This window comes from Polaribacter sp. HaHaR_3_91 (assembly GCF_019278525.1).
GTDB lineage: Bacteria > Bacteroidota > Bacteroidia > Flavobacteriales > Flavobacteriaceae > Polaribacter.
Genome location: NZ_CP058986.1, coordinates 3,172,240 through 3,194,946, shown reverse-complemented (window position 1 = coordinate 3,194,946; position 22,707 = coordinate 3,172,240). Strand labels below are relative to the sequence as shown.

Annotated in this window: 19 protein-coding genes; 11 read left to right on the top strand and 8 right to left on the bottom strand. The window is 32.6% G+C overall.

Going from position 1 to position 22,707, the window contains the following annotated elements:
* Window positions 1-27: 27 nt before the first annotated feature.
* Complete coding sequence (locus H0I27_RS13515; protein ID WP_218731158.1) at window positions 28-1,299, bottom strand: replication-associated recombination protein A; 1,272 nt, start codon at window positions 1,297-1,299, stop codon at window positions 28-30.
* A gap of 73 nt (window positions 1,300-1,372) precedes the next feature.
* On the opposite strand from H0I27_RS13515, the gene H0I27_RS13510 reads away from it, so the two are divergent.
* Complete coding sequence (locus H0I27_RS13510; protein ID WP_254712869.1) at window positions 1,373-2,053, top strand: rhomboid family intramembrane serine protease; 681 nt, start codon at window positions 1,373-1,375, stop codon at window positions 2,051-2,053.
* Between the two features lie 92 nt (window positions 2,054-2,145).
* Here H0I27_RS13510 and rlmB read toward each other — a convergent pair whose 3' ends face one another.
* The 7 genes from rlmB to H0I27_RS13475 form a co-directional block, all read right to left on the bottom strand.
* Entirely contained in the window at window positions 2,146-2,907 is a 762-nt protein-coding gene (gene rlmB / locus H0I27_RS13505; RefSeq protein ID WP_218731157.1) for a 23S rRNA (guanosine(2251)-2'-O)-methyltransferase RlmB, read from the bottom strand.
* A gap of 84 nt (window positions 2,908-2,991) precedes the next feature.
* Window positions 2,992-3,723, bottom strand: a complete 732-nt coding sequence (locus H0I27_RS13500; protein WP_218731156.1) for a hypothetical protein — start codon at window positions 3,721-3,723, stop codon at window positions 2,992-2,994.
* 64 nt (window positions 3,724-3,787) lie between these two features.
* Window positions 3,788-5,260, bottom strand: a complete 1,473-nt coding sequence (locus tag H0I27_RS13495) for a RagB/SusD family nutrient uptake outer membrane protein (protein ID WP_218731155.1) — start codon at window positions 5,258-5,260, stop codon at window positions 3,788-3,790.
* 21 nt (window positions 5,261-5,281) lie between these two features.
* A complete protein-coding gene (locus tag H0I27_RS13490; protein WP_218731154.1) occupies window positions 5,282-8,500 on the bottom strand; it encodes a SusC/RagA family TonB-linked outer membrane protein in 3,219 nt (1,072 codons plus the stop codon).
* A 698-nt stretch (window positions 8,501-9,198) separates the two neighbouring features.
* Window positions 9,199-10,638 carry a SusD/RagB family nutrient-binding outer membrane lipoprotein gene (locus tag H0I27_RS13485; RefSeq protein ID WP_218731153.1) on the bottom strand — a complete coding sequence of 480 codons (1,440 nt, stop codon included), beginning with the start codon at window positions 10,636-10,638 and terminating at the stop codon, window positions 9,199-9,201.
* Between the two features lie 11 nt (window positions 10,639-10,649).
* Window positions 10,650-13,892: a SusC/RagA family TonB-linked outer membrane protein gene (locus H0I27_RS13480; RefSeq protein ID WP_218731152.1), complete on the bottom strand. Its 3,243-nt coding sequence runs from the start codon at window positions 13,890-13,892 to the stop codon at window positions 10,650-10,652.
* A 116-nt stretch (window positions 13,893-14,008) separates the two neighbouring features.
* Complete coding sequence (locus H0I27_RS13475) at window positions 14,009-15,643, bottom strand: POTRA domain-containing protein (RefSeq protein ID WP_218731151.1); 1,635 nt, start codon at window positions 15,641-15,643, stop codon at window positions 14,009-14,011.
* 206 nt (window positions 15,644-15,849) lie between these two features.
* Here H0I27_RS13475 and rpsL point away from each other — a divergent pair, with 206 nt between their 5' ends.
* From rpsL to rplV, 10 genes are all read left to right on the top strand, one after another.
* A complete protein-coding gene (gene rpsL / locus H0I27_RS13470) occupies window positions 15,850-16,224 on the top strand; it encodes a 30S ribosomal protein S12 (RefSeq protein WP_018943587.1) in 375 nt (124 codons plus the stop codon).
* 137 nt (window positions 16,225-16,361) lie between these two features.
* Window positions 16,362-16,841 carry a 30S ribosomal protein S7 gene (gene rpsG / locus H0I27_RS13465; RefSeq protein ID WP_087522435.1) on the top strand — a complete coding sequence of 160 codons (480 nt, stop codon included), beginning with the start codon at window positions 16,362-16,364 and terminating at the stop codon, window positions 16,839-16,841.
* Window positions 16,842-16,846: 5 nt separating this feature from the next.
* Window positions 16,847-18,964, top strand: coding sequence for an elongation factor G (fusA, locus tag H0I27_RS13460; protein ID WP_218731150.1), 2,118 nt, complete (start codon window positions 16,847-16,849; stop codon window positions 18,962-18,964).
* 17 nt (window positions 18,965-18,981) lie between these two features.
* Window positions 18,982-19,287: a 30S ribosomal protein S10 gene (gene rpsJ / locus H0I27_RS13455; RefSeq protein ID WP_004568745.1), complete on the top strand. Its 306-nt coding sequence runs from the start codon at window positions 18,982-18,984 to the stop codon at window positions 19,285-19,287.
* Between the two features lie 340 nt (window positions 19,288-19,627).
* Window positions 19,628-20,245, top strand: a complete 618-nt coding sequence (rplC, locus tag H0I27_RS13450) for a 50S ribosomal protein L3 (RefSeq protein WP_218731149.1) — start codon at window positions 19,628-19,630, stop codon at window positions 20,243-20,245.
* On the top strand, window positions 20,245-20,874 hold the full coding sequence (rplD, locus tag H0I27_RS13445) for a 50S ribosomal protein L4 (RefSeq protein ID WP_165732598.1): 630 nt from the start codon (window positions 20,245-20,247) through the stop codon (window positions 20,872-20,874). Before rplC ends, rplD begins: the two co-directional genes overlap by 1 nt.
* 9 nt (window positions 20,875-20,883) lie before the next feature.
* Window positions 20,884-21,174 (top strand): 50S ribosomal protein L23, encoded by a 291-nt coding sequence (gene rplW / locus H0I27_RS13440; protein ID WP_218731148.1) that lies wholly within the window; start codon window positions 20,884-20,886, stop codon window positions 21,172-21,174.
* A 12-nt stretch (window positions 21,175-21,186) separates the two neighbouring features.
* The gene (gene rplB, locus H0I27_RS13435; protein ID WP_165732600.1) at window positions 21,187-22,011 is read left to right on the top strand and encodes a 50S ribosomal protein L2; all 825 of its coding nucleotides are present in this window, start codon (window positions 21,187-21,189) and stop codon (window positions 22,009-22,011) included.
* 6 nt (window positions 22,012-22,017) lie between these two features.
* Window positions 22,018-22,296: a 30S ribosomal protein S19 gene (rpsS, locus tag H0I27_RS13430; RefSeq protein ID WP_068451508.1), complete on the top strand. Its 279-nt coding sequence runs from the start codon at window positions 22,018-22,020 to the stop codon at window positions 22,294-22,296.
* Window positions 22,297-22,302: 6 nt separating this feature from the next.
* Window positions 22,303-22,707 (top strand): 50S ribosomal protein L22, encoded by a 405-nt coding sequence (gene rplV, locus H0I27_RS13425; RefSeq protein WP_068451511.1) that lies wholly within the window; start codon window positions 22,303-22,305, stop codon window positions 22,705-22,707.

The following is a 22,707-nucleotide window of genomic DNA, read 5'->3' as shown; positions in this document are numbered from 1 at the left end:
TTTTTTGATAAAAGTTTTAGATATAAATTAATATTCATAGTTGTTTTTCCATCTATTCTTTAAGATTTCTCTAAACTGATTTTCTCTAGCATTATTACCTGGTTCATACAATTTTGTTCCAGATATTTCATCAGGTAAAAACTCTTGTTCTACAAAGTTATTCGGATAATTGTGCGAATATTTATAGTTTTTACCATAGTCCAAGTCTTTCATTAACTTAGTTGGTGCATTTCTTAAATGAATAGGGATAGATAAGTCTCCCGTTTTCTGTACTAAATTTTGAGCATCATTAATAGCCATATATGAAGCATTACTTTTGGCGGAGTTAGCCAAATAAATAGCACATTGACTTAATATAATTCTAGATTCTGGGTATCCAACAACAGAAACAGCTTGAAACGTGTTATTTGCTAGTATTAAAGCAGTAGGGTTTGCGTTTCCAATATCTTCTGAAGCAGAAATAAGTAGCCTTCTTGCTATAAATTTTACGTCTTCACCACCTTCAATCATTCTAGCCAACCAATAAACAGCGCCATTAGGATCACTACCTCTAATCGATTTTATAAAAGCAGATATAATGTCATAATGTTGTTCCCCTGTTTTATCATATCTAACAGTATTTTTCTGAATTTTAGCGAGTACTAAATCATTGGTGATTTCAATTTCATCCTCTTCAGATACTAATAATTCAAAAATATTAAGAAGCTTTCTAGCGTCCCCTCCAGATACTTGTAATAATGCATCCGTTTCTGTTAAAGTAATTTTTTTGGTTGATAAAAGTTCGTCTTTCTCCATGGCTCTATGTAAAAGTGCCACGAGATCAGTTTTATCAAAAGAATTTAAAATATAGACTTGGCAACGAGAGAGTAGGGCAGGAATAACTTCGAAACTTGGGTTTTCTGTAGTTGCACCAATTAACGTTACCCATCCTTTTTCTACTGCTCCTAAAAGTGAATCTTGCTGAGATTTACTAAATCGATGAATTTCATCAATAAATAAAATAGGATTTTTAACCGTAAACAATCCTCCACTTTTTTTAGCTTTTTCTATAACATCTCTTACATCTTTTACCCCAGAACTAATAGCGCTCAATGTATAGAAAGGACGTTTAGATTCTGTTGCAATAATATTTGCAAGCGTTGTTTTTCCAATTCCTGGAGGTCCCCATAAAATTAATGAAGGAATGATTCCTTTTTTGATTAAATTGGTTAAAACACCCGTTTTACCCACTAAATGTTGCTGACTGATATAGTCTTCTAAAGTTTTAGGTCTAATTCTTTCTGCCAAAGGTTCATTCATTCCGTAAAAATAATAAAGATTTCTGACAGAAATTGTAAAAATCGGGATTGGTTCTATTTTTGTTATTTTTATAATGATGAAAGAGGAAAATAATTTAAAAAGTTCGAAATCAATTTTCTTAATTCCAATTGTATATGTTGTTACAATATGGCTTATTTATTGGATTGAAATACAACTTGACTTCAATTTTAATAAATATGGTGTTTTTCCAAGAAATCTTGTTGGTTTTAGAGGTGTTTTCTTAACACATTTTATACATAGTAATGTTAGTCACCTTTTTAATAATTCGGTTCCTTTATTTGTGCTTTTAAGCAGTCTTTTTTATTTTTATAGAGATGTAGCTTATAAAGTTTTGCTTCTTGGTGGTTTCTTTACAGGTTTAATAACTTGGTGCATTGCTAGAGAGTCTTACCACATAGGTGCAAGCGGAATTGTGTATTTGCTTTTTAGTTTTGTTTTTTTTAGCGGAATTATAAAAAGACACTTTCGGTTGGTCGCATTGTCTTTAATCATCATCTTTCTATACGGAGGTATGATATGGTATGTTTTGCCTATAAAAGAAGGCGTTTCTTGGGAAGGTCATTTATCTGGTTTTATAGTGGGACTTCTTTTTGCAATTGTTTTTAGAAATAGAGGAATTGTAAGAGAAGAACATCAATTTATAGAAACAGAATTTGATGCTTTGTTTGATGAACATGGTAATTTTACTCCACCAGAAATAAAGCAGGAGGTAGGTGATGAAAAAGTTGAATAGAAATTGGAAACTTCTTATATAAATGGTAAATAAATAAAGCTGTACCTAATTCCTTAGATACAGCTTTGTTTTAAATGTATTTTTAATTCTTTCTAACTCCCCACAACAATTCTTTGTCTTACGGCTTCATATAGTAAAACACCACAAGCAACAGATACGTTTAAAGAAGCTATTTCACCTAATAATGGTAATTTAGCTTTATAATCTACCATTTTTAATATAGAAGGGTTTACACCTCTATGCTCAGAACCCATAATTATAGCAATTGGTTGCTTAAAATCGATATCATATACAGAGTCTTCTGTCTTTTCTGTAGCTGCTACCGTTTTAATGTCTGATGCTTGTAATAAAAATAAAGCATCTTTAATGTGATCTACTTTACAAATAGGAATTTTAAAAGCTGCACCCGCAGATGTTTTTATAGTTTCAGCATTAACAGGAGCACTTCCGTTTTTCTGAATGATAATTCCGCTAACTCCAGAACATTCTGCAGTTCTAATGATGGCACCAAAATTACGTACATCAGATACTTGATCTAACAATAAAAATAAAGGTGTTTTATCACTCTCTACTGTTTTTTCTATCAATTCTTCTAAATCGTAAAATTCTACTGGAGATATTTGAGCAACAGCACCTTGATGATTACTGTTTTTAGATAACCTATCTAATTTTTCTACAGGAACCATACTTGTAGTTAGGTTGTTTGTTTTAATTAACTTGTTCAGTTCATAAAACAATTCTCCTCTTAATCCTTTTTGTAAGTATATTTTATTAATTGATGAACCACTTTCTATGGCTTCAATTATAGCTCTAATACCAAAAATATTGGTTGTTGGTGTACTTTCTGTTGTCATTGTGCAAAGGTATGTTAATTATTGAAATTATTAGACAAAAAAAAACCACCTCATTAAGAGGTGGTTTAAATTTTATAAAAGAAATTAAATAGAAATTACTTCTTCTGTTCCATCTCCATAATCACCTGATATGCTAAAAACGGATACACCATTAGCAGTAATGCTAACTTCATTACCTCCGTCTCCATAACTGTCGTATACCTGTACGGTATAATCTCCAGAAGGTAAACATTCGCTAATTGTTAAAGATGTTCCAGCTAAACCCGTGTAAGCTCCATATCCAAATGGATCTGCACTTGCTAATACTGTTGTTCCGTCAGCATCCAAAATTCTCCAAGCGAATTCTTCTGGATAGCTATCAAAAGTAAGGTTTATTTTTACTTTTATTCCGTTATCAGGGCAAAGTTGAGATAATCCTATTGTTAAAGCTTCACCAGTAAAAGTTTCTTCAGAAGCTTCTAGTCTTAAAACTAATACTTTATCTTCTACTAAATCTACATCTTTTACTCCAATTGTAATTGTCCCTACGTTTGTTCCTCCAGGAATAACAACTGAAGTAGGAACAGTATAAGCACCTTCATCTGCAGTAGTACTTTCTACTACATTTAAAGTAATAGTTCTATCAGAACTTATAATGTTTGTAGTATAAACACTAACTTCTTCAGAAGTTTCGGCGCCTTCTAAAACACCGATATCCATAGAGTTAGATACAAATGACGCATAAGAAGTATCTAAAGCTGTTAGAGAACTATCTTTACAAGAAGAGAAAGATATAATAGCTACAGATGCTAAAAATAAATAAATATATTTTTTCATAATTTATGTTTTTGTTTTAAATGGACAAGCTTATAAAAACTTAAGCTTGCCCATTGTAAAAAATCTAGTTAATGTAAGGGTTGTTTTGAACCTCTGCTTGAGGAATTTCATAAGTTAATCTTTCATCAGTATGAGGAATAGATAAACCAGAGTGAAATACATGGTTTGTACCTCTTGTCATAGTCTGTTTATTTCTCTTCATTGATAAATAACTTTTTCCTTCACCCCATAATTCTATTCTAGTCTGTAGAATAACTTCATTTAATAAAGCATCACCAGATAATGCGTTCACGTACGCATAATCTGCAGCATCATCAAATCTTTGAGATAATAACTCAATTAATCTTGATTTAGCAACACCATCTTGTCCTTCTTTTGCAGCCATTTCAGCAGATAATAAGTACATTTCTGCAACTCTCATATAAACGTAATCATCTTCTACGTTTCTTTGACCACCAATTACTCTAGCAGCATTATAAAACTTATTACGAGGTTGTAATGAATTATCAACATCAAATTGAGTTTTTCTGATATCTCCATCTTTAATTTGTGCAAATAAACCATTATCAATACCTTTTCTATCTCCAGCCCATTGGTAACTATAGGTAAATACATCAATTTGTCCCCACCAAGAAACTAAATCTAATCCATTAGCTAAAGTAACATCAAATCCCCAGATCCAACCTGGTGTAGTAACGCTGGTAAATCCGCCTACAACTTCACTACTAGTCATTAAAGGATACCCTGCAGCAATAACTTGGTCTGCTAATCCTTTAGCTAATAAGTTAGAAGCGCTGTCTCCTTTAGCTGCATATACATAAGCCAATAAAGCTCTAGCTACATCTTGATTTGCACCTGCTTTGTTTGATCTTTCAAAACCTTCTAAAAGTGAAGCTGCAGATGTAAAATCTTGAATCATAAAATCATATACATCACTCATTGGTGATTGTGGAAATACAGGGTCAAAAGGAGTTGAATACAATGGTAAAATTGCTTCTGTACCGTTATATTCTGCCTGATATAATTGAGATAAATAAAAATAAGCATATGATCTTAATGTTTTAGCTTGTCCTAAAGCATGCTTTGCAGCATCAGATTCAGGAATTGCATCATTACCACCTAAAGAACTAATTATTAGGTTTGCAGATCTTATTACTCTATAGTAGTATCTCCAAGGTATGTAGTTATTATTATCAGCATAATCTACTGTAGATAATAAGTTTACAAAGTTAGCATATCTGTTGTAGTTATTAGCTGTAAGTGCTAAATCTCCAGAAAGAAAATCTGTAAAGATATCATATCCTTTTTGACCAAAATCTTCATGAGCCGTAGTACCACCTGTTCCGGTGTTTACCATCATAGAATATAAACCACTAAGGTTGGCGTCTGAAATTACAGGGTTTAATTGTCCTGTTAAACCTGCGTCTTCAGCATTTATAAATGATGTTGGACTTTTTTCTAAAAAGTCATCACCACAACTTAAAAATGATGTAATTACCGCAAGAGTAAATACTGTTTTTAAAATATTATATTTCATTATTTTTTGTTTTTAAGTTAATTATAATTGTACTCTAACACCTAATGTGAATGTAGACAAAGGACTATATTGGTATCTTTCTGATGCACCTTCTAAAGATGAAGATGGATTAAAACCTGTTCTAGAACTTAATAAGAACATATTGTCTCCTGCAACCCAAAAACTTAAAGCAGACATACCTGTGTTAGTTAATGATTTAGACGGTACACTATAACCAATCCTTACATTGTTTAATGCTAAGTAATCAGATTTTGTTAAAAAACGTGTAGATTGTCTGTTTACATTTACATTTTGATTACTGTATAATCTAGGGATATTTGTAATATCTCCAGGAGCTTGCCATGCATCTCTAATATCTACATGGTAGTTATTAGATCCTACTTGACCATTACCTAAAACACTTGCGTAGTTTCCATCATATCCATAACCTCCTAAACTATAAGCAAACTGTGTACTTACATCAAAATTATGTATTTGAGCAGCTAATCTAAATGCACCTCTAATCTTAGGTATTGCAGATTTTCCAATAAATTGATTGGTTGCTTCTGTATAGTCGTTTGTAACAGATTTTTTAATTTCTGCTGTTGGGTTTTTTATAGAATATTCAAATAATTCTGCAATTTCTTCTCCAGAATCAAAAGCACCATTCGCATTAGCATCTACATAATGAGTTTCCCAAAGAGGATCTCCATTTGCTGCATTTACACCTACCCATACTGGCATATAATAATCATATCTACTGTGTCCTTCAGCTCTACCAAAGTTTCCATCAATGTCAATAATTTTATCTCTACCTTCTGGAGCGTCATATGGCATTTTAGTAAGTTCATTATCTAAAACTTCTCCATTTATAGATAAATCTAATTTAAAGTTTTCTTTGTTGATAATGTGTCCTGTCAAGTCAAATTCTAAACCTCTATTTACAAGTGCACCATCATTTTTAGTATCAAGAGCATCACCAGTAGAAATTGGCGTACGTACACTAAAAATAAGTCCATCAGTATCTTTTATATAATAATCTACAGAACCATCAATTACATTGTTAAACAATCTAAACTCTGTACCTACTTGATACATTTTACTTGTTTCCCAAGTTAAACTAGCATTTTCTCTTGCTCTTAAAATAAGAGAAATACCTCCGTCTAAATTATCAATATCATATCCATTTTGACCAGAATAGAAACCTACTCCACCTTGATCTCCCTGAATACCGTAACTTGCTTTTACTTTTAAGTTATTTACAAAATCTACATTACTAAAGAAATCTTCTTTACTAACAATCCAAGATGCACCAGCAGACCAAAATGTTCCCCATTTCTCTGTAGCAAATCTAGAACTACCATCTCTTCTTACTGTACCAGAAAGAAAATATTTATTTAAATAGTTATAGTTAACTTGAGCAAAGAAACTTTCTATTGCAGTTTCTTCTGTATAACCAGAAGGGTTACTTCCTAAGTTTACATAGTTTGTAGGATTGTCTAAACCATTAATTAAGTTTACTACTGTATTCTTACTGATGTAAGTACGCTCTCTTTCCCAATTATTTGTTTCATGTGCTACTAAAGCAGAAATGTTATGGTCTCCAAAAGTTTTATTGTAGTTAAACATTTGTAAAAAGTTCTGTGTTATAGCTTGTCTTTGTTCTTTGAATAAACTACCACCTTGTCCAGCAGAAGATCCATAGAACGGGTTGTTGATGCTGTTGTCTATTAAACTATAGAAGTTTGCACCATACTTAGCTGTAAATGAAAAAGCATCAGTAAAATTAACTTTAAAAGAGAAGTTACCATTTATAGAATGACGCATATTTTGACTTAAATCATATGTAGCATCTGCAATAGCATTTGTTAAACCTCCAAAACCTCTATTAGTACCATAATCATATTGGTTACCACCATAGTAATCGTCAGCAACTATTGCTCCAGAAGCATCACGTAAAAATAATGGGTAAATTGATGGGATATTATCTGTAAACCAAAAAATTGAACCTGAATCCGCAGATTGACCATTTGCAGTTTGTTCTGCATAAGAGTAATCAATATTAGCGTTTGCTTCTAACCAATCTACAGGCTTATGAGTTACATTTAATCTTGTAGAATAACGTTTATAATCAGAGTTTATAACATATCCTTTGTCATTTAAGTAACCAAAAGAAGAAAAATAAGTTGTTGTATCATTACCTCCACTCATACTTACGTTAGCTTCTGTTCTTGTAGATGATTGAAAGCCATAATCAGACCAGTCTTCAGGAGTGTATTTTCTAGAAACACCAGGTATAACTGTACCTGTGGCAGGATCTATAATATCTGCACCATTTGTTGCATTGTACATATTATAATCTTGGCTAATACCACCTCTTGTATCATCAAATAATACATCATTTGCATATGCATTTGCATCTGCAACACCTAATCTACTTCCTGTGTTTCTTAAAGCTTGCCATGAAAGTCCCATGTACTCATCTGGAGAGCTAATTAAATCATAAGTAGGTAAAAGTCTCATGTTTACACCAGACTTTACTTCTACATTAATGTTAGAGATACCATCTTTACCTTTTTTAGTTGTAATTACAATTACCCCATTTGCTCCTCTAGAACCATAAATAGAAGTTGCAGTTGCATCTTTTAATATAGTAGTAGACTCAATATCTGCTGGGTTAATGTTACTAATACTGTTTAAGTATGGTACACCATCAACAACATATAAAGGATCACTGTTACCATTAATAGTACCAAAACCTCTAATTCTAATTGTAGCAGCACTACCTGGTTGTCCAGATCCATTTACAACTGTTACACCTGCTACCTCACCTGCTAATGCTTGTGATATGTTAGAAACAGACTTTGCTTGTAAGTTTTCTGCACTAACTACAGTTGCAGTACCTGTAAAGGCTTGTTTTGTACTTGTACCATACCCAACAACCACAACCTCGTCTAAAACGTTGTTATCGTCAACTACCATACTCGCGTTAACGGTGTTAGATGCTCCTATTTTTTTTTCTACTGGTGTAAAACCTAAGTATCTAAAAACTAAAACATCTCCGCTTTTTGCTAGGATAGAGTACTTTCCATCAAAATCAGTCTCTGTACCTTTGTTGGTTCCTTTTACTGATATACTAACTCCAGGTAAAGGTCCCGAATTTTCTGTAACTGTACCAGAAACAGTTTTGTCTTGTGCAAATGAAATTTGCACGATTAACGCTAAGAGTAGCGTTAAAAATCCATTAAACTTTGTCTTCATTGTATAATTATTTGAATTAATTAAATCCAAAAGTCTTAAATTAATCTTAATAAAACAATTTTTTAACATAAATAGTTTTTTAGTATGTGGTAAAAATAGCATTAAATTTTGTTGTTATTTTTGCTTTTTAAATCTTTTTATTCTTTTATTATTTTTTTAATAGGTTCTTTTTTAAGGGGTTCTATTTTTATTTTATCTAAAAAACTCTTTCTCTCTTCTTGTATTTTGTAATAAAAATAATTTTAAATTTTATTTATTTTTTTTTATTTAAAACCTTTCAGTGATAGGAATAATCGAGTGATTTTAGTGTTTTTGTAATATAAAATTTATTCATTTATAGATATGGTTAAATTATCTGTAATGAATTCTACTGTTTTTGTAATGTATGGGTTTTGTTTTTTTTATCAGTTATGATTCTTTTGATAAAAAAAAGACCTCTTAAATAGAGGTGGTTTGTTCAAGTTAAAACGATTTTTAGCGTTATTATTTCTGTTGATGTTTTTTAAGGTTCTAGAATAATTTGTATTCCTTTGTAATTATCTTATATGTTAACATAATTTGGTTTAGAGACTTTTTTTATTTAGATAAAAGAAATTTGTATTAGTTTTAGCTAAAGTCTGTTTTTTTTAAAGATTTTTCTATGGTATAAAAAAAAGACTACCTTTTCAGATAGTCTTTTTCTTTTAGTGTATTTGATTTTAGTTTCCTACACCTGTAATATCCCAAAATACGCGAGAAGATTTATCATCACCTCCCATTGCACTGCTTGCAGCAGCATAATTATCTGGGTTAAGATCTTTATCGTCGTTTCCGTACAAGTACCTTCTTGGTACAGCTTCGTTAGAAATTGAAGGGCGAGTAAAAGTATTAGGGTAGTCTAATATTCTCCATGAACTCCAAGCTTCAAATCCTCTTCCGTAAAGTGCTATGTATTTTTGATTACCAATAACTTCTTTCCAAGAAGAACCAGAAGTTGTATACGCAACAGTTGCTTGTGCTAAATATGTGTCAGCCTCTGCTTGAGTTCCTCCCCAATAGATAATCGAAGCGGAAATAGCTGCATTGTAGTAAGTTTCTGCACTACCAGTTATAAGACCTCTTTCTACAGCTTCTGCTAATAGAAATTGAACTTCATCATAACTTAAAAGTACTCCTTCTAAGTCTGGTTGATGCCATGCATCACCAATATGTGTAAAGTCTGTGTAAGAACTTCCTACACCGTAAGGGGCTCCGATATATGGTGTTTTGTTATCTGCTAAATAAGTTGAAGCTCTTGGGTCGTTTAATGGATTTATTAGGTTTACAAAAGTGTCCGCTACTAAAAAATCATCACGACCAGATTGTACTAAGTCAACCCAAATTGAATTTGTATTTGGGCTTGTCGTTTCAAAAGCAAAAGCAAAATTATCATCATTAGATGCAAATAAACCACCTGCAATCGCAGCAGAAGCTATTGTGCTTGCTTTAGCATTATCGTAATCTGCAATTCTAAGTGCCATTCTTAATTTTAAAGAATTACCAAATTTTTTCCACTTTGCAGTTGATCCTCCATAAACGATATCGGCATCACCAAAAGTTTCTGTACCTGCGTTTAAGTTAGTTAAACTTGCGTCTAAGCGAGTGAATAAATCTGTGTATATATCTTCATCATTGTCGTATACAGGTATAATATTGTTTACTCCCATTAAAGCTTCTGTGTAAGGAATATCTCCATATACGTCTACTAATACACTCCAGGTATAAACTTCCATAAGTCCAATTACTCCTAATTGAGCAGATTTTGTTCCTGCATCTAAAAATTCATCAGCATCAAGAATGTCTCTTGCTGCTTGTAAGTCAATTAATACGTCTCTATATAAGTAAGTTGAAAAACCACCACCTATATCTCTTCCTCTAATATCGTAGTTTACTTCGTCTGTATATTGTGTTTCTGTCCAATATTGAGCGAAAAACTTAAATATGTTATAGTTTACATTAGGACTAGACATCCTATAGAATAAATCTTTTTGAGTACTAGTTACCAAATATGATGCTGGTACTTCACTTGGGTTTTTATCATCGACATTCCATCCTTCAAAATCTTCACATGAAGAAAATGTGATCCCTATCAATAATGCTATTAAAAATATTTTTTTCATCTTTTGTTTTTTTAAAATTGAAGTTTAACACTAAATCCATAATCTTTTGTTGTTGGATAAACACCAGATTGATAACCTTGTACATTACCTGAGCTTAAACCTGCTTCTGGGTCTGCGTATGGTAAACTTTTGTCAATAATCCATAAGTTTCTACCAATTAAAGAAAAAGTAGCTCCTTTAAAAAATGAATTACCTAATTGTTCTTGAGATAGAGAGTAAGATACAGATAATTCTCTTAATTTAACAAAACCTGCATCGTATACGTGAAGTGCATTTGGTGCTCTTTTATACCCCAATGCGTTATCAAAATTACTCATGTCAGTTCTTAAGGTATTAACGGTTCCATCAGAGATAGCATTTCCGTCTGAATCTGTACCAGTTTGTATAACTCCTGGTAAAATAATACCTCCACTATCATTACCAGATGTTAAAGCATCTCTTTTTGGGTTGCCTAATTCATTAAGTCCAGCTGTTTCAGGATATAATCCAGTAGCCATACCATACCAAGTATCTAAAGAAAATACATTACCTCCTTTTTTAATATCAATTAAAAAGCTTAATGAGAAGTTTTTATAGGTAAATGAGTTGTTTATACCACCTTTCCAATCTGGTTGAAAAGACCCAAGATTTTCATCTGAACTTTGACTTACTGCATAAGCACCTGATGCTGCGTCAATAATTTTATTCCCGTTATCATCAAATACAAAGTTAGTACCTCTAATCATACCGTAAGTGTCTCCTACTGTTGCGTTGATAGATACTCCACCTTGTAAGCTAGCTAATTGAAGATTTTTTAAACCTGCAGGAAGTGCTATTACTTTACTTACGTTTTTCCCCCAGTTTAAATCAACTCTCCATTCAAAGTCTTCTGTTTTTATTGGAGAACCGTATAAAGATAATTCAACACCTTTGTTTTCTATTTCTCCAGCATTTAACCATTGTCCGGTATATCCTATAGCAGGAGTAACAGATATTGGTGTAAGTAAATCTTTAGATGTTTTATTGTATAGAGAGAAGTCAAAACCTAGTCTTCTTTTAGCAAACATCATTTCTAATCCTATTTCTGTCTCAGTAGACTCTTCATTCTTTAGGTTAGAGTTGTTATTTGTTGATGGTAAAGAAGCAGATGCTTGTCCTTGTACAGGTGTGTTTAATCCGAATGTGTTGTAAAGTGATAATGGAGAAGCAGCATTACCTGTTTTTGCATATCCAATTCTTAATTTACCTAAGTTCATAAAGTTAGACTCTACTAGTTCAGAGAATAAGAAACTTCCTGATAAACCATAATAATCATATTGATTATCATCTGTTGGAAGGGTAGAAGCTATGTCTAATCTATAAGATCCTTCAACGAATAAGAAATTTTGATACCCTAAAGATACATTTGCAAAATATCCATCAACTCCAGATTTATATTCATATTGTCCTGGAGCTTCTAGAGCATTAGCAGAGTTTGATAAAGACCAAAGTCCATCAATATTAATTCCACCGTTAGTTTCTGCATCTACATAAGAGTAATGATTTCTTTGGATATTTGTTCCTAAAATAGCTTTTAAGTTTAAGTCTTCTGTAAGATCTTTGTCAAAATGTAACTGTAAATCATAGGTGTTTTGTGTATATGATTCAGTAAAAATACCGTAAGAGGAAGGTAGGCTAGTACTACCATTATTAATACGCTCTTCTTGGTTTCCAGAATAAGTGTCAATAGAAGCTCTGGCAAAAACATTTAAATAATCGTTAATTTCATAGTTTAAATTAACATTACCTATAACTCTATTTCTTACATCAGTTTCATAATTGTTGTCACGCATCCAATAAACGTTGTCGTGGTAAATTGCGTGTAAATCTTCATCAATATAACTTGTATTCCAAGTTGCGTTCTCTCCAGTTGCAAGGTAGGCTGCTTTTTGATCTTTTAAATCTACATTTGTTTGCCACCATTGTCTAGCTGTTTGCATAAAGTTTTGAGAATCATATCCTGTTCCATAACGTCCTTTACCGGTTGTCTTGTTGTAAGAAACACTAGATGCTGCCGTAAGTTTTTCTGTAAGTTTGTATGATGCAGAAAAATCAACATTATCTCTTATTATTTCACTATTCGGCATTATTCCTTTAATGCTTGCTTTTGAATAACCTAGCTTAAAAGTACCTTTATCGCTACCACCATCTAAAAAGACACTGTTAAATACTGTTGTTCCTGTTTCAAATACAGAAGAAGGATCGTTTTTACCAGCCTCCCAAGGAGTTGCTATTCCGTAACCATCTAATGAAGGGTAGAAAGAATCCCATTGTCTTACTAGTGTATTTGAGTCAAATGCAGCTCCATAAGATCCATCCCAGTCAGCTAATGTATAGTTTTCTCCATTTTTAACGTAAAAATCGTCATGATAATTACCAATCCAATATCCTGCTCCATATTCATCTTGGTAAGTTGCAAAAGTATCTGCATTATATTTATTAAATGTTATTGATGAATTCACAGTAACTCCAATAGATCCATCAGTGTCTTTACCTTTTTTAGTTGTTATAACAATAACTCCATTTGCAGCTTGAGACCCGTAAAGAGCAGTTGCGGCACCACCTTTTAGTATGTTTATGGATTCAATGTTATCAGGGTTAATGTCTGCGGCAGCGTTTCCATAATCATAGCCAGCTCCACCTGTTCGTTGGTCAGCGGAGTTTGAGTTATTGTTACTAATTGGTACGCCGTCTACTACAAATAATGCTTGGTTAGATCCGTATAAAGAAGAATAACCACGGATTACAACGTTGGTAGATCCACCCATTGTTCCACTTCCAGAAACATCTATACCTGCAACTTTACCAGATAAAGAGTTTGCGAAGTTTACGTCTTTAATTGCGCTTACTTCATCTCCTTTAACTTCTTGAGAGGCATAACCTAGAGATTTTTTTTCTCTTTTAATACCTAAGGCAGTTACAACAATCTCATCTAAAACGCTAGCGTCTTCAATCATTGCAATGTCAATAGTTAAGGAATTTCCAACCGTTTTTTGAATAGTTTTGTAGCCAACATAACTAAAGCTTAAGACATCGCCTTGCTTAACATTAATGGAGTACTTTCCGTTAAAGTCAGTTTGAGTTCCATTGTTTGTTCCTTTAATTGCTACACTTACTCCGGGTAATGTACCAGATGAGTCTGATACGGTTCCAGAAACCTTTTTTTCTTGAGCAAAAGATATTTGCATCAGAAACACTAATAGTAGTGTAAAAAATCCTTTAAACTTTGTTTTCATTATTATTTGAATTTGAATTATTTGACTCAAATATCAATATTAATTATCAATTGTGCAATCATTTTTCATGAAAATCGTTAAAATAAAGTTAAGTAATGTTAAGTTGTTATGGATAATTAAAAGTAGTTTTTCCAGTTTATCGTAAGTTTCACGCTCTTAAGGTCGGTTCCTTGTTGATTTATTTTTCCTGTTGAAAGGCTCATGTTTATTTGTGAGTTGTTGGTGTTAAATAAATAACCGAAGCCTAATCCGATTAGGTTTTCCTTTTTAGAGTTTAAGTTTATGCGTCCTAAATCAGTTATAGTATATAGATAAGATTTTTCTGAGGTCAGGTATCTGTACTCTAGATTTACAAATGTGTAGCTGTGGGTAAATATGCTTTGTTCGTTAAATCCTCTTATCGAGTTCGCTCCTCCGATTCTAAAGAGTTCATTATTAATATAGGAGTCAGAGTTTAAGTGTCCTGTTTTATTTCTGATAAAAATGCTGCTTCGTAAATTTAAATCCCATAAATATGAAATTGATGCTTCTAGTTTAAATTGGTTTGTTGTTTCGTTAGTTGTTTCTCTGTTACCGAAACTAGGGTTTATGTCTAGGTTGAATTTATTACTTAAGAAAAAATCATTTTTAGGGAGACTGTATTTTAATTGAATTCCTAAGAAATAATTACTGTAGGTTTCAATATTGTTTGATAAATTTTCTTTTAGATTTTCAGATTTTTCTGAATTATACGTGAGGGCTAGTTTAATTTTAGAATTAATGTGGTATCCAATTCTAGAATCAAACTTTGAGTTTAGAAAAGTAGAATCTTGTTTGTAGATCGAAAAAGTTAATTCTGGGCTAAATCTTGAGTTAAAGATGTATGGTATTTCTGTGTTTAATTTTAATTCTTGTTTTTCTTCACCTATACTGTTCCAGAGTAAGCCAAATTTTTCACCTGTATTTAGAATGTTGTTTAGTTGTATTTCTAAATTTCCGTTAAACAATAGTTCTCCGTCTTCTTTTGAGGCAAAACCTATAATTCCATCAAAACTGCTATTTTGATGTTTTTTTAAATACATATATAATAATGTAGAGTCTTTTGTGAATAAAACTTCTGGAGTTTTAATCTCTTTGATAAAATCTAAATTTTTAGAAGCGTCAGATATTTCTAAAATTTTTTCTTGATTAAATACGTCTGTAGATTTTATGTTGAAGTAATTTTTTAGGTATGATTTAGGAAAATTGTCATATCCTTTAATAATTACTTTATTTATTGTTCTTTTTTTAGAGGGGGTAATTGTTAGGTCAGCAAAAAGAGTTTTGTTTTTAATTGTAATATTTTTTAATTTTACTTTAGAAAAAGACTTTCCTTCTGAATCTAGATTTGTAGATATTCCTAAGAGTGTAGTTTGTAGTTTTTCAATTGGAATAGTGAATGTGTTTTCCGTTGTGTTAAATTTTTCTAAATAATTTTCAGTTTCCTTACTTGTTCTAATAATTGTATTGTCTATTTTATTTCCTAGGTTAAAAAAAGCAACGTATTCTTTGTCTTTGTTTTTAATGCTATCTATAGAATTTGTAAAATAACCTAAATTTTTTAAGTATTCAGAAATTCTATTAATTTCCAAGTTTAGAAGAATAGTGTCTTTGTTTTTTATTTGATAATTAATTTTATTTAAAATCTTTACTTCTGTTTTATTTAAGGAGGTGAGTTTTAAAGAAAATGCTTGTGCAAAGGTTTCTGTATAAGAAAGCAGTGCAATTATCATATATATATAAGGTGTAGTTTTTTTATTCAAAGTGGATAAAATATAAGAATCAAAAGTAAAAGAAAATCCCAATAACTAACATAAAAATAAACATTAAGAAAAAATAACTTGCTGATACTTGAATAATTAGAAAATAATTGTACATTTGCGGACTCTTAAAAAAGAGTAAAGGTTTAATTATAAACGAAAAACAGTAATAATTTAGTATGCCAACTATTCAACAATTAGTTCGTAAAGGAAGAACCAAAATAACTAAGAAGAGTAAATCGGCTGCTTTGTCGTCTTGTCCTCAAAGACGTGGAGTGTGTACTCGTGTTTATACTACAACACCAAAGAAACCTAATTCAGCAATGCGTAAAGTTGCCAGAGTTAGATTGACAAATGGTAATGAGATAAACGCATACATCCCAGGTGAAGGACATAACTTACAAGAGCACTCGATAGTATTAGTTAGAGGTGGAAGGGTAAAAGATTTACCAGGTGTTAAATATCACGTAGTACGTGGTGCATTAGATACAGCGGGAGTTGAGGGTAGAACCCAGAGACGTTCGAAGTATGGTGCAAAACGCCCAAAGAAGTAGGAGTTATCAGTAAAGGGTTATAAGATTTTTAGAGAGTAGTTGTTGTTTGAGAGTTTTCTTGAGTTTTAACTATTGTTTTTAATGTTTTATGGCGAAGAGCTAATAACAAATTAATTAACTTTTTTAATGTAAAAGACATGAGAAAAAGAGCAGCAAAAAAAAGAGTCTTATTACCGGATCCTAAATTTAACGATCAGTTAGTAACGCGTTTTGTGAATAACTTAATGTGGAGCGGTAAGAAGTCTGTAGCGTTTAAAGTGTTTTATGACGCTTTAGAGCTAGTAGAAGAAAGAAAAGGAGAAGACGAAGAAAAGTCGGCTTTAGAAATTTGGAAAGATGGTTTATCTAATGTTATGCCTCACGTAGAAGTAAGATCTCGTCGTGTTGGTGGTGCAACATTCCAAATACCAATGCAAATTAGACCAGACCGTAAGGTTTCTATGGCTATTAAATGGATGATTTTATATACTCGTAAGAGAAATGAGAAAACCATGGCGCAGCGTTTAGCAGCAGAAATTTTAGCAGCAGCTAAAGAAGAAGGTGCAGCAGTAAAAAAACGTACTGATACTCATAAAATGGCAGAGGCTAATAAAGCTTTCTCTCACTTCAGATTTTAATAGAAATGGCTAGAGATTTAAGATTAACAAGAAATATTGGTATTGCAGCTCATATTGATGCTGGTAAAACCACAACAACAGAACGTATCTTGTTCTATACAGGTGTTTCTCATAAGATTGGAGAAGTACATGATGGAGCAGCTACGATGGACTGGATGGAACAAGAGCAAGAAAGAGGTATCACAATTACTTCTGCTGCAACTACTTGTGAATGGGATTTTCCAAAAGAAAATGCTCAACCTACTCCAGAAACACAAGCATACCATTTTAATATTATTGATACTCCTGGTCACGTAGATTTTACTGTAGAAGTGAATAGATCTTTACGTGTATTAGATGGATTAGTATTCTTATTTTCAGCAGTTGATGGTGTAGAGCCACAATCTGAAACTAACTGGAGATTAGCTGATAACTATAAGGTACCTAGAATTGGATTCGTTAATAAGATGGATCGTCAAGGGTCTGACTTCTTAAAGGTTTGTCAACAGGTAAAAGATATGTTAAAGTCTAACGCAGTGCCAATTGTTTTAAATATTGGTGATGAGGATGAGTTTAAAGGTATTGTAGATTTAGTAAAAAACAGAGCTATTGTATGGCATGATGATAACTTCGGAGCTACCTTTGATGTTGTTGAAATTCCAGAAAACATGAAAGATGAAGTACGTAAATATCGTGCTTTATTAATCGAAGAAGTAGCTAGTTATGATGAGAACTTATTAGAAAAATTCATGGAAGATGAAGATTCTATTACAGAAGACGAAGTGCACAATGCATTAAGAGCTGCTGTTATGGATATGGCTATCATTCCAATGGTTTGTGGTTCTTCATTTAAAAATAAAGGTGTTCAGTTTCTTTTAGATGCTGTATGTCGTTACTTACCTTCTCCAATGGATAAGGAAGGTATTGTAGGTGTAAACCCAGATACAGAAGAAAAAGAATTACGTAAGCCTAGTGTAAAGGAGCCTTTTGCTGCTTTAGCATTTAAGATTGCTACAGACCCTTTTGTTGGTCGTTTAGCATTTTTTAGAGCATACTCTGGTCGTTTAGATGCAGGTTCTTATGTTTTAAATAACCGTTCAGGTAAAAAAGAGCGTATTTCTCGTATTTATCAAATGCATGCGAATAAGCAAAATGCAATTGATTATATTGAAGCTGGTGATATTGGTGCTGCTGTAGGTTTTAAATCTATTAAAACAGGAGATACTTTAACTGCTGAAAAATTCCCTCTTGTATTAGAGTCTATGGATTTTCCAGACCCAGTAATTGGTATTGCTATTGAGCCTAAAACAAAAGCCGATGTAGATAAATTAGGTGTTGGACTTGCAAAATTAGCAGAGGAAGATCCTACATTTACAGTACGTTCAGACGAAGCCTCAGGACAGACTATTATTTCTGGAATGGGTGAGTTGCATTTAGATGTACTTGTAGACCGTTTAAAACGTGAGTTTAAAGTAGAAGTTAACCAAGGTCAACCTCAAGTTGAATATAAAGAGGCTATTACTGCAGAAGCAGAACATAGAGAGATTTATAAGAAACAATCTGGTGGACGTGGTAAATTTGCTGATATTGTATTTACTATTGGACCTGCAGATGAAGGTGTTCAAGGTTTACAATTTGAGTCTGTTATTAAAGGTGGAAACGTACCTAGAGAATTTGTTCCTTCTGTAGAGAAAGGATTCAAAGAGGCTATGAAAAACGGACCTTTAGCTGGATACGAAATGGATTCAATGAAAGTTACTTTAAAAGACGGATCATTCCACGCTGTGGATTCTGATGCTTTATCTTTTGAATTAGCTGCAAGAATGGGTTATAAAGCTTCTGCAAAATCTGCAAAAGCAAAAATAATGGAACCATTAATGAAATTAGAAGTGTTAACTCCAGAGGAGAACATGGGAGATATCGTTGGTGATTTAAATAGAAGAAGAGGTCAAGTAAACGACATGAGCGATCGTAATGGGTCTAAAGTTGTTAAAGCTTTAGTGCCGTTATCTGAAATGTTTGGTTACGTTACTACTTTAAGAACAATGTCTTCTGGTAGAGCAACTTCTACTATGGAATTTTCACATTATGCAGAAACTCCTTCAAATGTATCTGAAGATGTTATCGCTAAATCTAAAGGTTAATCTCTAAATAATATAAGATGAGTCAAAAAATTAGAATTAAATTAAAGTCTTACGATTACAATTTAGTAGATAAATCTGCTGAAAAGATTGTAAAGACGGTAAAAAGTACTGGAGCTGTTGTAAACGGACCAATACCTTTACCAACACATAAAAAGATTTTTACTGTATTACGTTCTCCACACGTAAACAAAAAATCTAGAGAGCAATTTCAATTAGCTTCTTACAAAAGATTATTAGACATCTATAGTTCTTCTTCGAAAACTATTGATGCTTTAATGAAACTTGAGTTACCAAGTGGTGTTGAAGTAGAAATTAAAGTTTAATTAAACTTTAATAGTATTTCTTACGAAAGTAAGAATCTCTAAAAAAAAGTAATTTTATATTAACTTTCGGTTTAATTTTGTTAAACCGAAAGTTTTTTATACTTTTGCAACCCGAAATAGAGTAGGGTGACACTGTTTTTTGAGTAAAATCATGAAATAGTAACATGTCCAGAGCGTTTCGCGAAGGAAAAACGGAAAAAACAAAATCAGCGTTGAATTTGTTTGCGCTGTTTTTTTTGGTCGAAATTTAAAGGATGAAAATGAAACAATTGTTTCAAAAAATTAATTATTAATATAGACGCGCTGGATAAATAGATCTATCGTCTAAAATTTTAACTAAATGTCTGGGTTAATAGGAAGAAAGATTGGGATGACCAGCTTATTCGATGAGAACGGGAAGAATATTCCTTGTACTGTAATCGAAGCAGGTCCTTGCGTTGTCACTCAGGTCAGAACCGAAGAGGTTGACGGCTATAGTGCGTTACAGCTTGGTTTCGATGACAAAAAAGCAAAAAGTTCTAACAAAGCGTTAGATGGCCACTTTAAAAAAGCTGGTACCACTGCAAAGAAAAAAGTTGTTGAATTTCAAGGATTTGAAGAGCAATTTAAGTTAGGAGACTCTATTACAGTTAGTCATTTTGAAGAAGGCGAATTCGTTGATGTATCAGGTGTATCTAAAGGTAAAGGTTTTCAAGGTGTTGTAAAACGTCATGGTTTCGGTGGTGTAGGTCAAGCTACTCATGGTCAGCATAACCGTTTAAGAGCTCCGGGTTCTATTGGTGCTGCGTCATATCCTGCAAGAGTATTCAAAGGAATGCGAATGGGAGGCCGTATGGGTGGAGATAAAGTGAAAGTACAAAACTTAAGAGTATTAAAAGTAGTTGCTGAAAAGAACTTACTTGTTGTTAAAGGAGCTATTCCTGGACACAAAAATGCTTTTGTAACTATTCAGAAATAATGGAAGTAGCAGTTTTAGATATTACAGGAAAAGATACAGGTAGAAAGGTTGAGCTTTCTAAAGATGTATTTGGAATTGAACCTAACGATCACGCAATTTATTTAGATGTAAAGCAGTATTTGGCTAACCAACGTCAAGGAACGCATAAATCTAAAGAGAGAGCAGAAATTACTGGTTCTACAAGAAAGATAAAAAAACAAAAAGGAACTGGTACTGCAAGAGCAGGTTCTATCAAGTCTGGTGTTTTTAGAGGTGGAGGTCGTATGTTCGGTCCAAGACCAAGAAGTTATTCTTTTAAATTGAATAAGAACTTAAAGCGTTTAGCACGTAAGTCTGCTTTGAGTATTCAGGCAACGGATAATAACTTAGTAGTTATTGAAGATTTTGAATTTGACAGTCCAAAAACAAAAAACTTTACAAACTTATTAGGTGCATTAGCTTTAGATGCTAGAAGATCTTTATTTGTTTTGAACGGATTAAATACAAATGTGTATTTATCTTCTAGAAACTTAAAAGGTACTACAGTGATAAACGCTGCAGATTTAAATACTTATGGTATTTTAAATGCAAGTAAGATTATTATTACTGAAGGTTCTTTAGAAGGAATTAATACAAATTTAACCAAATAGGGATTCATAATGAGTATTTTAATAAAACCTATTATCACGGAAAAAGCAACTAATGATAGCGAATTGTATAATCGCTTTACATTTATTGTAGATAAAAAAGCTAATAAATTAGAGATCAAAGGAGCTGTTGAAGCAACTTACGGAGTTTCTATTTTAAGCGTTAAGACTTTAAACTATCCAATACAAAGAAATACTAAGTTTACTAAAAAAGGTTTAGTTACTGGTATTAAAAGTGGATACAAAAAGGCTATCGTTCAAGTAGCAGAAGGAGAAAGCATTGATTTTTATAACAATCTTTAAGAAAAGACAAAAATGTCAGTTAGAAAATTAAAACCAATAACACCAGGTCAGCGTTTTAGAGTTGTAAATGGGTTCGACACCATAACAACTGATAAGCCGGAGAAAAGTTTACTTGCTCCGAAAAAACGATCTGGAGGTCGAAACAGTCAGGGTAGAATGACAACACGTAATATAGGTGGTGGTCATAAACAAAGATATCGTATTATCGATTTTAAAAGAGATAAAGCAGGTATTCCCGCAACAGTAAAAACTATAGAGTACGATCCAAATCGTACTGCATTTATTGCTTTACTTAGTTATGCTGATGGAGAAAAGCGTTATGTGATTGCACAAAACGGTTTAACAGTAGGTCAAACAATTGTAGCAGGTTCTGCTATTGCGCCAGAAATTGGAAACGCAATGGCATTAAGTGAAATTCCTTTAGGAACTGCAATTTCTTGTATAGAATTACGTCCTGGTCAAGGTGCTGTTATGGCTCGTTCTGCTGGTTCTTTTGCTCAATTAATGGCAAGAGATGGTAAGTATGCAACAGTTAAGTTACCTTCTGGTGAAACAAGATTAATCTTGTTAACATGTATGGCAACTATTGGAGTTGTATCTAATTCAGATCATCAATTATTAGTATCTGGTAAAGCAGGTAGAAGAAGATGGTTAGGTAGAAGACCAAGAGTTAACGCAGTAAGAATGAATCCTGTTGATCACCCAATGGGTGGTGGTGAAGGTCGTGCTTCTGGAGGTCATCCAAGATCTAGAAATGGTATTCCTGCTAAAGGATTTAAAACTAGATCTAAGACTAAAGCTAGTAATAAGTACATTTTAGAACGTAGAAAGAAATAATAAGTTATGGCAAGATCATTAAAGAAAGGACCTTACGTTCACTATAAATTAGAGAAAAAAGTGTTAGCTAATGTAGAGGCTGGTAGCAAAACTGTAATTAAAACTTGGTCTAGAGCAAGTATGATTACTCCAGATTTTGTAGGACAAACTATTGCTGTTCATAATGGACGTCAGTTTGTACCAGTTTTTGTTACAGAAAACATGGTAGGGCATAAATTAGGCGAATTTTCACCAACTCGTTCTTTTAGAGGACACGCTGGTGCAAAAAATAAAGGAAAAAAATAGTAGGATATGGGAGTTCGTAAAAAAAACATGGCAGATCAGTTAAAAGCAGATAGAAAGCAACGTGCTTTCGCGAAGCTTACTAACTGTCCTACATCACCGAGAAAAATGCGTTTAGTCGCAGATCAGATAAGAGGCGTTGAAGTTGAAAAAGCTTTACAAATCTTAAAATTTAGCCCGAAAGAAGCTTCAATTAATTTAGAGAAATTGTTATTGTCTGCAATTGCAAACTGGCAAGCTAAAAATGAAGAAGCATCTATAGAAGACGCTAAGTTATTTGTAAAAACAATTTGTGTTGATAGCGCAGGGATGTTAAAGAGATTAAGACCAGCTCCACAAGGTCGTGCACATAGAATTCGTAAGCGTTCTAATCACGTTACTTTAGAGTTAGGTAGTAAAAATTTAAGCAATTAA